At 28.0% G+C, this 12,158-nt stretch carries 11 protein-coding genes and 1 pseudogene; 11 read left to right on the top strand and 1 reads right to left on the bottom strand.

Annotated elements, in window-relative coordinates; genetic code table 11:
- Positions 1-207 precede the first annotated feature (207 nt).
- The 5 genes and pseudogenes from BUA90_RS12795 to BUA90_RS08550 all read left to right on the top strand — a co-directional run.
- A pseudogene (locus tag BUA90_RS12795) lies at positions 208-927 on the top strand (aminotransferase class IV); the annotation flags it as partial.
- Positions 928-1,050: 123 nt separating this feature from the next.
- The gene (pepT, locus tag BUA90_RS12790) at positions 1,051-2,274 is read left to right on the top strand and encodes a peptidase T (RefSeq protein ID WP_072967661.1); all 1,224 of its coding nucleotides are present in this window, start codon (positions 1,051-1,053) and stop codon (positions 2,272-2,274) included.
- A gap of 277 nt (positions 2,275-2,551) precedes the next feature.
- Positions 2,552-2,758, top strand: a complete 207-nt coding sequence (locus BUA90_RS08560) for a hypothetical protein (protein WP_072967648.1) — start codon at positions 2,552-2,554, stop codon at positions 2,756-2,758.
- A 208-nt stretch (positions 2,759-2,966) separates the two neighbouring features.
- A complete protein-coding gene (locus tag BUA90_RS08555) occupies positions 2,967-3,692 on the top strand; it encodes a tRNA threonylcarbamoyladenosine dehydratase (protein ID WP_072967646.1) in 726 nt (241 codons plus the stop codon).
- 125 nt (positions 3,693-3,817) lie between these two features.
- Positions 3,818-4,873 (top strand): peptidoglycan-binding domain-containing protein, encoded by a 1,056-nt coding sequence (locus BUA90_RS08550; protein WP_159430013.1) that lies wholly within the window; start codon positions 3,818-3,820, stop codon positions 4,871-4,873.
- Between the two features lie 768 nt (positions 4,874-5,641).
- On the opposite strand, the gene BUA90_RS08545 is transcribed toward BUA90_RS08550, so the two are convergent.
- Positions 5,642-5,977: a hypothetical protein gene (locus BUA90_RS08545; protein WP_072967641.1), complete on the bottom strand. Its 336-nt coding sequence runs from the start codon at positions 5,975-5,977 to the stop codon at positions 5,642-5,644.
- Between the two features lie 320 nt (positions 5,978-6,297).
- Between BUA90_RS08545 and sleB the strand changes: the two genes are divergently transcribed.
- The 6 genes from sleB (at position 6,298) to BUA90_RS08515 (ending at position 12,151) form a co-directional block, all read left to right on the top strand.
- The gene (sleB, locus tag BUA90_RS08540; RefSeq protein ID WP_072967638.1) at positions 6,298-7,185 is read left to right on the top strand and encodes a spore cortex-lytic enzyme; all 888 of its coding nucleotides are present in this window, start codon (positions 6,298-6,300) and stop codon (positions 7,183-7,185) included.
- A 12-nt stretch (positions 7,186-7,197) separates the two neighbouring features.
- Positions 7,198-8,553: a germination protein YpeB gene (gene ypeB / locus BUA90_RS08535; RefSeq protein ID WP_072967636.1), complete on the top strand. Its 1,356-nt coding sequence runs from the start codon at positions 7,198-7,200 to the stop codon at positions 8,551-8,553.
- Positions 8,554-8,721: 168 nt separating this feature from the next.
- Positions 8,722-9,393 carry an L-serine ammonia-lyase, iron-sulfur-dependent subunit beta gene (gene sdaAB / locus BUA90_RS08530; protein WP_072967634.1) on the top strand — a complete coding sequence of 224 codons (672 nt, stop codon included), beginning with the start codon at positions 8,722-8,724 and terminating at the stop codon, positions 9,391-9,393.
- A gap of 14 nt (positions 9,394-9,407) precedes the next feature.
- Entirely contained in the window at positions 9,408-10,295 is an 888-nt protein-coding gene (gene sdaAA / locus BUA90_RS08525; RefSeq protein ID WP_072967631.1) for an L-serine ammonia-lyase, iron-sulfur-dependent, subunit alpha, read from the top strand.
- Between the two features lie 109 nt (positions 10,296-10,404).
- Complete coding sequence (locus BUA90_RS08520) at positions 10,405-10,905, top strand: Gx transporter family protein (RefSeq protein ID WP_072967629.1); 501 nt, start codon at positions 10,405-10,407, stop codon at positions 10,903-10,905.
- A 250-nt stretch (positions 10,906-11,155) separates the two neighbouring features.
- Complete coding sequence (locus tag BUA90_RS08515) at positions 11,156-12,151, top strand: 2-hydroxyacyl-CoA dehydratase family protein (RefSeq protein ID WP_072967626.1); 996 nt, start codon at positions 11,156-11,158, stop codon at positions 12,149-12,151.
- Positions 12,152-12,158: the final 7 nt, after the last annotated feature.

Genomic DNA, 12,158 nt, shown 5'->3' with positions numbered 1-12,158 from the left:
CACAGCAGAAATACAAAGTAGGAGGTGAAAACCGTTGGCTTAATTTAAAGCTGTGCAATCCCATAAAAGTAGAAAGCGACTTCGAGTTATGCAGGCTTATAGCCTCATAATAGAAGTATCGGATAAGATTTATAAATCTATAAAGATTTATAGGTATGCGTTGCTTTCTATAAGGTTTTTATAGATATAAGTCAACGGGGTGAATGTATGGATAAAGAAGCTATTTTTAATTTTTTGGTATATAATGGAGAAGTTTATTCTACAAGTGAGGTTAATCCGGCAAAATCAATTAAAAATTCATCTATATATGAAGTTATAAGAATTATAGAAGGTATTCCATTATATTTAGAAGAACATATTGAAAGACTTAGAAAATCAGCACATCTTTTAAATAAGAAATTAAGTGTAAGTGATGAGGAAATAATTTCATATATACATAAATTAATTGATAGCAATAAAGAGTATAATAATAATATAAAGATATTATGCATTGGTTCTGAAAACGATTTCGATGAGATATATGTATATTTTATAAAGAGTTTTTATCCACCTAAATCTTTTTATAAAGAAGGTATACATACAGTATTATATAAAACGGAAAGACAAAAACCGAATGCTAAAATTTTTAATAAAAATTTAAGAAATTTAATAAGTGAAAAATTACAGAAGGAAAAGGCTTTTGAGGCTTTATTAGTAAATAAAAATGGTGATATAACAGAAGGCAGTCGTTCTAATTTATTTTTTGTAAAAGATGAAAAGATATATACACCTCCAGCTTCAAAAGTATTACTTGGAGTTACACGAAAAAAAATACTTGATTTATGTAAGAGAAATAATATAGAAGTTGTAGAAAAAGATATTTCGGTAAATGAAATAGCTGAGTATGATGGTGTTTTTATAACGGGAACTTCTATTGATGTACTGCCTGTGAAAACTATAAATAATGTCAAGTTTGATTCATCTGAAAATAATATTATTTTAACTTTGAGTAAAATATATATAAAAGACAGAGAAGATTATGTAAATCAAAAAAGAAAGGAAATGTTTAAAATGGGGAAATTAATCGATAGGTTTTTAAAGTATGTTAAAATGGAAACAACATCTAATTCAGAATCGCAAACTTATCCGAGTACAAATAGTCAGCTTGATTTTGCAAGGGTTTTAGTTGAAGAATTAAAGGAGATAGGATTAAAAGATGCAAGTGTTGATTCCAATGGGTATGTTATGGCAACATTACCAGCAAATACGGACAGAGATATTCCAACTATAGGGTTTATTGCTCATATGGATACAAGTCCAGATATGACAGCAAAAAATGTAAATCCTCAAATAATTAAAAATTATGATGGAAGTGATTTAGTATTAAACAGCGAAAAAAATATTGTTTTATCACCAAAAGATTTTCCAGAACTTAAAAAATATATAGGTGAGGATTTGATTACAACTGATGGAACTACTTTGCTTGGAGCTGATGATAAAGCAGGTATAGCAGAAATAATTACAGCTATTGAATATTTAGTAAATAATCCTGAGATTGAACATGGTACAGTTAAAGTAGCTTTTACACCAGATGAAGAAATAGGCAGGGGAGCAGATAAGTTTGATGTAGAAAAATTTGGAGCAGATTTTGCATATACAATTGATGGCGGAGAGGTTGGAGAATTAGAGTATGAGAACTTTAATGCAGCTTATGCTAAAGTAAAAATTAAAGGAAGAAATGTTCATCCCGGTTCAGCAAAAAATAAAATGATTAATTCAATATTAATTGCAATGAAATTTAATTCTATGTTGCCTGCAAATGAAATACCTGCTCATACAGAAGGTTATGAGGGATTTTATCATTTGAATGATATAAATGGTAATGTGGAAGAAACTACATTATATTATATAATCAGAGACCACGATAGAGATAAATTTGAAGAAAAGAAAAGGAAGTTAATGAAAGTTGCAGAGTATTTAAATGATGATATAGGCGAAAAAGTTATTGAAGTTGAAATGAAAGACCAATACTATAACATGAAAGAAAAAATTAAGCCTGTTATTCATATTGTGGAAATAGCCGAAAAGGCTATGAAGGAAGTAGGTGTTACTCCTATAATAAAACCAATAAGAGGAGGAACTGATGGAGCAAGGCTTTCTTATATGGGACTTCCTTGTCCAAATATTTTTACTGGTGGACATAATTTCCACGGGAAATTTGAGTATATACCTATAAAATCAATGAAAAAAGCAGTTGAAGTTATTATAAAAATAATAAAGCTTTATAGTAAATAACTTTAAAATCTCAACCTTTTTAGGTTGAGATTTTAAAGTTATAGTTAAAGTTAGTTATAAATAAATTGTAAAAAATTCAAAATTTTTTTAAATGAAAGAAGGATTTTTTTAATTTGTATAGTATAGTATATTTAAATGTAATATTAATTTAAAGTAATGTTAATTTTAAATTAATATTTTTATTAAAGTTAATGAAAAAGAGTTTATGTAATTCCGTTAAAGTTCAATTTGTGGTTTAGGCCCTTTATAAGGGGGAAAAGGGGGAAAATTAGAGATTATGATTAAAAAAGAGGAAGAGTTAAGGGAGTTATTAGTATTGGTAAACGATTTTTTAAAATTGGCTGATACTTTGATGAATCAGGGGAAAATTACTAAAGAACAATATAAATCTATGACAGAAAATAAGATAAGATTTTTAGATGTAGTACAAGAAAAGTTGAATAAAAGGAAAAATATAGATATACAAAAAAACCTTTTCTTTTAGATAGAAAAGGTTTTTATTTTTTATACTATTTAAATTTGAATTTATTTTGATTGAAGTTAAATATTATAAGAAACTGAACAATTGAAATATAGGAAGTATATATTTAAAGTTGAAATAAAAAAAGATATTGGAGATAATATAGCTGTGATATAAATAGGGTAAAGTTATTTCACAGGAAATAAAAATATTTAACTAGGAGGAAAAATAAATGGAATTACATTCATTTTCTCGTACTGAATTATTAATAGGTAGAAAAGGACTTGAAAAATTAAGTAAAAAAAAGGTTGCAGTATTTGGGATTGGTGGAGTAGGAACTTTTGTTGTTGAAGGACTTGCTAGAACTGGAGTTGGGAATTTTGTTCTTGTAGATGATGATAATATATGTTTAACGAATATAAATAGACAAATACATGCATTAAGAAGTACAGTTGGAAAACCAAAGGTTGAAGTTATGAAAAACAGGATATTAGATATAAATCCTAAAGCTAATGTTGCAACCTATAAAATGTTATATAATGCGGAAAATGCTAATAAACTTTTAGATGATAGTTATGATTATGTAGTAGATGCAATAGATATGGTTAGTTCTAAGTTAGATTTAGTAGAAAAATGTTATAAAAGAAATATATCCATTATAAGCAGTATGGGAGCTGGAAATAAACTTGACCCTACAAAATTTGAAGTAGCAGATATATATAAAACTTCTATGTGTCCACTTGCTAAAGTTATGAGAAAAGAGCTTAGGAAAAGAGGTGTTAAAAGGTTAAAAGTTGTATATTCTAAAGAAAAACCTATAAAGCCTATATATGTAAATAATAATGATAATGAAACTTTTATACGAAAAAAACAAGTACCAGGAAGTATTGCTTTTGTTCCTTCTGTTGCAGGACTTATAATTGCTTCTGAAGTTATAAAAGATTTATTAAATAGTTAAAGTAAAAAGTCTGTGAATCATTCACAGACTTTTTTAAAATTAATTTAATTTGATTTATATTGATAAAAAATGATATAGTAAATTACAGATTAAGTAGTTTGTTTTAGTTTTAGGGAGGTATGGTTGTGAGGAAAGTATTAGTTTCAGTATTGACATCTGTATATATTTTTACAACGACAATGACATGTTTTGGACAAAATTTTAGTTTGGATGTTTATAAAAAGGGAATGAATCATAATGATATAAAAATAATTCAAAAAGCTTTAAAGAAAGATGGTGTTTATGATTATGAAAAGCTTACTACATATTATGGAGCGATAACTGAAAGTGCAGTTAAAAAATTTCAGAAGAAATATAATTTGTCTGTTGATGGTATAGCTGGGAAATCTACATTAAGTAAAATGGAATCACTTGGCTTATTTGGATATGGAAAATTAACTCAATCAGTATATAAAAAGGGAATGAGGCATAATGATATAAAAATATTACAAAGAGTATTAAAAGAAGTTGGAATGTATAGATATGATAAATTTACTACTTATTTTGGAAAAATAACAGAAGAAGCAGTTAAGGAATTTCAAAGGAAGTATGGCTTAAAAGTAGATGGCATTGTAGGAATGTCAACACTTGAGAAAATGAAATCTTTAGGTTTGATAAGTTATACTGCTGCTGTGAGTTCTGCTGTAAGTAGAGGAAATGTTAAAAGAGGTTATGGGGAGTATCTCGACTGGTGGAAAAGTGTAAGGAAGATGTTAAAGAGAAATAAAACTGTATTAACAGTTCAAGATTTTTATATTGGATTAAGATTTAAAGTTAAAGTAACTGCAGGAACTAATCATGCTGATGTAGAACCGTTAACAAAAAATGATACTAGTATTATTAAAAAGATTTGGGGAGGATTTAGCTGGAAAAGGAGACCAGTTTTAGTTTATATTAACGGTAGAGTTATTGCTGCATCTATGACTGCTATGCCTCATGCAGGAGTTGAAGGAAAACCTGCCGGTAAAATGGTAAGTGGAAGAAGTGGTGGGTTTGGATATGGATATAATTATGATTTTATAAAGGGAAATGGGGTATCAGGACATATGGATATACATTTTAAAAACAGTAGAAGACACAAGGATAATAAGATAGATCCAAAACATCAGGCAGCTATAAAAATATCTGCTGGTTTGAAATAAAAATTTAATAAGAAATTAATATTTTGATGATTGATTTTTTCTGTTTCATGGTATAAGTTATAGTAGAGGTTAAAAGATGAGATTAAGAAAATGTTTAAATTAAGATAGTTAAGTTTAGGGGGTAGAGATTTTTATGAAAGATTTAAAGGCTTTAGCAGTTGGAGCTACATATTTTTCAATTATATCTGGATTGGCTTTATTTATAATGAATATTAGCAATTTAGTGTAGATAATAGAAAAATTTGAATATAAACATTTCTATGTTTTGATAGGCTTTAGCATTATTGTTGAAAAAAATAATGAAATGACTAATGTAATATTTATTTTTGGGCTCACTAACATCTTATGAGATGTTGGTGGTACCCCTATTAGTTCTTTTTTTATATTTGTAAATAATCTTAGCTTAAATTTACCATTTCTTTTAGAATAGTTTTGTTGAAGTATATTTGAATAACTTTTCTGTTGTATTCATTTCTAATATTTCCTGGATTGTTTCACTTAGAATGATTTTTACCATATTTAAAATGATTTTCAAGCTTTGATTCAAGTGCTTGATTAAGTGTTTCTCGAAATTATTTTAATGCTTCTTGTATCCTATCTACTGTATTTCAATTCTGAGCAAATTTTTTTATTTTTAATTTATTAGAGTTTTGCATAAATAATCATCTCTTTTTTATTCCTTATTATTTGAATTATTAATTATTTGTACAAAACTTTAAATATTCCATATCGCTTTTAAACTCAACTAGAGAAACAAAACATGAAACATTAATTGTCATTTTTTTTGTTTGTTGTACTTATATATATTCTTTTAATAAGTTGATATAAACCGTAGGGTAATTGTAAAACTAATAATGCTGATATAAAAAATCCCATCGTAAAAATTGTTTTTAAGATTCCAAAAACTTCTGGATTTTTTTTAGCATATTCAAAAGAAGTTAAAACTATAGCAGAGATAATCCCTTTTAATATGAGTAATGCACTTTTTTTTATACTAAGTGATTCATTATTTTCTAATCTTTTTCTTATATTATTTAATTGACCATTTAAAACATTTTTATCTTCACATTGTCTTATGTCATTTTGATTATACCACCATGTCATTGTGTGCCCTCCTTTTTTCTACTTAGACTTTTAGTAGTATTCTCAATTTAAGTTAATACTTAAATATATCGTTAGATAATCTGATAAAATTCAAATTACATTATATAGTACTTTTATATATTATATAACAAAAAATTCTATAAAATGTACTCTGTAGAATAGGCTTTTTTTATTTACTCTATAGGGTACATTTTATTTTAAACTGTTGCTTAAGCTTTTTTGTATTTTTAAAAGTAATTTTTATTTGACGAAAAGAGAATAAAAGACTAAATGTTAACAGAAAATAAAGAATATAACTAAGAATTTAAAGGAGGAACATCATGAAAAAACAGTTTAATGTCATACTGTGTATATTTACTATATTTTTAATAGTAGGTATATTTTATATAGATTTAAGTTATGCAAGAACTTTATATTGGGGAGTTAGAGGAGAAGATGTCAAAGAAGTTCAGCGAAAGTTAAAATATTGGGGATATTATTATGGTGAAGTTGATGGTATATATGGTCCTCAGACTTTTAATGCAGTAAAAAAGTTTCAAAGAAAAAATAAACTAAAAGTAGATGGTATAGTTGGAAGTCAAACAAAAAAAGCTATGGGAATAAGTGATAAAAAACTTCCTAATTATAGTAGAGAAGTAGAAATAGCTCAAAAAAAATTAAAGCAGTGGGGTTATTATAAAGGGCCAATAGATGGAATATATGGGCCTAAAACATATATTGCAGTTGTGAATTTTCAAAGAAAAAATGGTTTAAAAGTTGATGGATATATTGGTCCACAGACAAGAAAAGCTTTAGGTATTACGATTAAAGCAGTTAGTCGAGGTTATTTAGCAAGTAGTAGGGGAATTACAAAAGAAGATGAGATAAGATTATTAGCTATGGCTATAAATGGTGAATCAAGAGGAGAACCTTATGTAGGACAAGTTGCAGTAGGTGCAGTGATATTGAATAGGGTAAAACATCCATCTTTTCCAAATAGTATTGCAGGAGTTATATATCAGCCTTTAGCATTTGAATCGGTAGATACAGGTCAGATATATGCACCGATTACAGAAAGTTCATATAGAGCAGCTAGAGATGCGTTAAATGGATGGGACCCAACAGGAGGAGCTTTGTATTTTTTTAATCCAGCAAAGGCTAAGAGCAAATGGGTATGGACTTTAAAACCTATTATAAAAATTGGAAAACACGTTTTTGCTAAAAAGTAGGGGGAGGAATATATGAAAAATATTTTTATAGGTATGTTTATATCTACACTAATTATTTTAATATTAACTTTTGGATGGGGATATGAGCAGTATCAAGAGAGAAATAGTTACAGTATTTATATTGAAAATCAATTTCAGAGAATGTTTTATGATTTACTTGGTGAAGTAGAAAATATACAATCTGATTTAGCTAAAGTTATGATAACGGGAACGCCTAATCAGAATGTTATGATTTTTACTGATTTGATGTATAAAGCTTATAATGCGCAAGAAAGACTTACTCAACTTCCAATAAAGCATAAAGATGTAAGTAAAACTCAAAAATTTTTAAGTCAAGTAGGAGATTTTAGTATGGCTATGGCTAGAAAGTGTAGTAGAGGTATAACTCTCACTCAAGACGATATGGAGATAATAGAAAAACTGCATAATTATTCAAATTATTTATCTCAAAGTTTAATAAAAATACAGAATGAATTTTCTAATGAAAAAGGTTTAAAAATTTCAGAACTTATAAAAAAATCAAAAAGAAAATTTGATAAGATGAATGAAAACATGATAAATACTAGTTTAGTAAATGTAGAAGAAAGAATGCAGAAATATCCTGAATTGATATATGATGGACCTTTTTCAGAACATATATGGAAAATAAAAGCAAAATTAAAGGGAAAAGAAATTAACAAGGAAGAAGCAGAAAAAATTGCACTAAATGTATTAAGCAGTAGAAAAAAGTATTTTGCAAATATTATAGGAGAAACGGAAAATACTAAGTTACCAGCTTATATTATTGAACTTAGAGAAAATAACAAAAGAGAAAGTAGTATTACTATGGCAATAACGAAAAAAGGTGGAAAACTTCTTTGGTTGCTTGATACACTACCAGTAGGAGATGAAAAAATCAGCAATAAAGAGGCAATAAAGATTGCTAAAAATTTTCTTGATAGAATTGGATTTAAAAATATGGAAGCAACTTATTCAGAAGAATATGATGGCCAGTTGGTTATAAATTTTGCTTATAAAGATGGAAATGTATTAGTTTACAGTGATTTGATAAAAGTAAAGGTCAGTATGGATGATGGCAGTATAAAGGGTTTTGAAGCAGAAGGCTACCTTATAAATCACTATAAAAGAAATATTCCAAAACCTAAAATTACAGAAAAGGAAGCAAAAAATATTTTGAGTATTAATTCGCAGATAAAGAAAAGTAGACTTGTAATTATTCCAACTGAAGGTTCAAAAGAAATTTTGTGCTATGAATTTTTAGTAAATTATAAAAAAGACAGTTTTCTTATTTATATAAATGCTGAAAATGGAGAAGAAGAAAAAATACTTCAGCTTATTATAAAAGAACATGGTATATTGATGATGTAAAAGGAATAGCGTGTGCTATTCTTTTTGATTTTTATAGAAAAATATAAAAATATGGGATTAATAATTACTCGATGAAGCAGATGTATTGTGTTATAATTATATTGGAAACGTTTTAAAAAAAGTTGAAATATGAAAAAATTAAAGTTGAAAAATTCAAAGGAGGTATATATGAAAAATTTTAGTGCCTTTGAAGTAATTGGACCTAAGATGGTTGGACCATCTAGTTCTCATACAGCTGGGGCTGCAAGAATTGGTAGACTTGCTGGAAAATTATGCGATTTTAATGCAAGAAAGGTAAAGTTTTTATTGCATGGTTCTTTTGCTAAAACATACAAGGGACATGGAACAGATAGGGCGTTAATGGCTGGAATATTAGGTATGAAAGAAAGTGATGAAAAACTTAAAAATTCACTTCAGATAGCTAAACAAAAAGGTATAGAATATGAGTTTGTGGAAGCTGATTTAGGAGAAGTTCACCCTAATACAGTTAAAATTATTATTGAAAAGTCAGATAGTTCTATTGTAGAACTTATGGGTTCATCTATAGGTGGAGGAAGTATTAAAATTATTGAGATAAATGGGCTAAAGCTTGAATTTACAGGGCAGTATCCTACTCTAATAACTAGGCATATTGACCATCCGGGAATTATAGCTAATATAACTAAGATATTAGCTCAGAATAATATAAATATTGCATATATGAGTGTTTACAGACAAGATAAAGGTAAAGATGCATTTATGGTGATAGAATCAGATGATGTTTTAGATATGAATTTATTAAAAATTATAAAAAGTAGTGTAAAATCTGTAAAAGATGTTTTTATCATAAACTCTATTTAAGAAAGGGAATGGTTATGAGTTATAATTTTGGCAGTGGGCAAGAACTTTTACATATATGCAGGGAGAATAATAAAAAAATATGGGAAGTTATGATTTTAAGGGAAATTGAAAATAGTGGACTTTCATATGAAGAAGTATTTAATTTAATGAAAGATAATTTATATGTTATGAAAAAAGCAGTTATAAGAGGTTTGACAGAAGATATTAAATCTGTTAGTGGACTGGTAGGTGGAGATGCTAAACTGCTTAAAAATAGATATGAAAATAAAGAAACTATTTCAGGAAGTAGAATACTTAAAGCAGTTGCAAGTGCTATGGCTGTTTTAGAAGTAAATGCTTCAATGGGACAAGTAGTAGCTGCTCCTACGGCTGGTTCATGCGGTATAATACCGGGTGTTTTAATTACTATAGGTGATGAATTTGAAATAGAAGATGATAAGCTTATAGAAGCACTTTTTACAGCTTCAGCTGTTGGATTAATAGTGGCAAAAAATGCTACTGTAGCTGGAGCTGAAGGAGGATGTCAGGCAGAAACTGGAACGGCATCAGCTATGGCAGCAGCAGCTGTTGTAGAATTATTTGGTGGAAGTCCTGAGGCAGCTTTACATGCAGCTGCAATGACTATCAAAAATATATTAGGACTTGTATGTGACCCAATAGCAGGGTTAGTTGAATGTCCATGTGTAAAGAGAAATGCCATAGGTACTGCTAATGCACTTATTTGTGCTGATATGGCTCTTGCTGGGATAAAGAGTGTTATTCCATTTGATGAAGTGGTAGATGCAATGTATAAAGTTGGGAAGAGTATGCCAGAAGATTTAAGAGAAACAGCTCTTGGTGGGTTAGCAGCAACGCCAACAGGCAAAAAAATAGCAAAGGAAATTTTTAATAAGAACAAATAAAAGCTATCTCGATTTAGAGATAGTTTATTTTCTTTATCAAGAGCAATTAGAAATAAATTGAAATAATATATTATTATGTTTGTATTTGAATTATTGGAGGATTATTTATATGAAAGATACAAAAAAGTTAGTGCTGATGGGATTGTTTGTTTCTATGGCTTTAGTACTTCATTTAGTTGAAAGAATGATTCCTGTACCTTTTATAGCACCCGGAGCAAAACTTGGACTTTCAAATATTATAACATTGACTGTTCTTATGATATTTGGATTTAAAGATGCATTTATAGTTTTAATAACTAGAGTCATTTTGGCATCAATATTTGGCGGAGGTGTATCATCTTTTTTGTATAGCATAGTAGGTGGAATTTTAAGTATATTAATTATGGAACTTATTAAAGTAGTAGGTAGGGAAAATGTCAGTTTAATTGGTATAAGTGTTGCTGGAGCAGTATTTCATAATGTAGGACAATTATTAGTAGCAGCATTTATTATTAAAAATATAAATATTTTTATTTATTTTCCAATATTATTTTTAGCAGCAGTTGGAACAGGCATTTTTATAGGATTGACTTCAAAATGTCTTTTGAATTATTTAACTCTTAGTAGCTGATTATAAAATTTTATTGATTTTTAATGATTTTTATGATATTTTAATACGAGACAGTTCGAAAGCCTCCTGTCTATAAACAAAACTACGGCACTTAAAATCTAATATTGGTTTAGCTATTTTGTATTATCATTTTAGTTAATCATATATTAGGGACTGTCTTTATTTTGGAGGCAGTCCTTTTATTTTGTAAAAATATTTTGGAGTTGTTATAGAAAAGTTTAGAATAAGTTGAAAAATAAAGGGTGATATTGTGGAAAAAGTAGGATTGACGACAACTATTCCAGTAGAAGTATTATTTGCTGCTGGAATTAAGCCTATAGATTTAAATAATATTTTTGTTGTATCGAAAATGGGCAAAGAATATATTGAAAAAGCTGAAATTGATGGATTTCCAAGAAATTTATGTTCTTGGATAAAAGGTTTATATTCAGTGGCATTGGAAAATGGAATAAACAATGTAGTTGGTGTTGTAGAAGGAGACTGTTCAAATACTGGAGCTCTTTTAGAAGTATGGAAGATGAAGGGGATAAATATATATCCTTTTGCATTTCCTCAAAATAGGGATATTAAAATTTTAAAAAGAGAGATTGATAACTTAATGAAGGTTTTTAATGTATCTTTAGATGAAGTTGATAAGATTAAAAGAGGACTTCATAAAATAAGAAAAAGAGTAGAGTATTTAGATGAGCTAACGTGGAAATATAATAAGGCAAGTGGTTTTGAAAACCATTTGTGGCATGTAAGCTGTAGTGATTTTAATGGTGATTATACTAAATTTTCTATTGATTTAGAGAAAAAGATAAAAGAAATTGAGAATAGAAATCCAAAAATTGATGAAATAAGACTTGGATATATTGGAGTACCTCCTATTTTCACAGATATTTACAGTATCATAGAAGCATTTGGAGGTAGAGTTGTTTATAATGAAGTACAGAGAGCTTTTTCTATGACAGGATTTGATATAGATGATTCAGTATATCATATGTATTTAAATTTTTCATATCCTTATGGAATAAACTTTAGATTAAAGGATATAAAGGAGCAGATAAAACTTAGAAAATTAGATGGGATAATACATTATGTTCAAGCTTTTTGTTATAGGGGGATAGAAGATATAATAGTAAAACATGAATTAGATATACCTGTACTTACAATAGAGGGAGATTTACCTGGAAAAGTAGATGCAAGAACTAGGTTGCGTATAGAATCTTTTATAGATATGTTAAAGGATAATATTTTATTATAAAAGTAAA

Origin of the sequence: Caminicella sporogenes DSM 14501, assembly GCF_900142285.1 — a bacterium.
Classification (GTDB): Bacteria; Bacillota; Clostridia; order Peptostreptococcales; family Caminicellaceae; genus Caminicella; species Caminicella sporogenes.
This window is presented reverse-complemented; position numbering and strand designations above follow the sequence as displayed.

Bases quoted from the DNA above. Each gene is read 5' to 3' on its own strand.
- pepT (WP_072967661.1), top strand. From the start codon at position 1,051: ATGGGGAAATTAATCGATAGGTTTTTAAAGTATGTTAAAATGGAAACA.
- BUA90_RS08560 (WP_072967648.1), top strand. From the start codon at position 2,552: ATGATTAAAAAAGAGGAAGAGTTAAGGGAGTTATTAGTATTGGTAAAC.
- BUA90_RS08555 (WP_072967646.1), top strand. From the start codon at position 2,967: ATGGAATTACATTCATTTTCTCGTACTGAATTATTAATAGGTAGAAAA.
- BUA90_RS08545 (WP_072967641.1), bottom strand. From the start codon at position 5,977: ATGACATGGTGGTATAATCAAAATGACATAAGACAATGTGAAGATAAA.
- sleB (WP_072967638.1), top strand. From the start codon at position 6,298: ATGAAAAAACAGTTTAATGTCATACTGTGTATATTTACTATATTTTTA.
- ypeB (WP_072967636.1), top strand. From the start codon at position 7,198: ATGAAAAATATTTTTATAGGTATGTTTATATCTACACTAATTATTTTA.
- sdaAB (WP_072967634.1), top strand. From the start codon at position 8,722: ATGAAAAATTTTAGTGCCTTTGAAGTAATTGGACCTAAGATGGTTGGA.
- sdaAA (WP_072967631.1), top strand. From the start codon at position 9,408: ATGAGTTATAATTTTGGCAGTGGGCAAGAACTTTTACATATATGCAGG.
- BUA90_RS08520 (WP_072967629.1), top strand. From the start codon at position 10,405: ATGAAAGATACAAAAAAGTTAGTGCTGATGGGATTGTTTGTTTCTATG.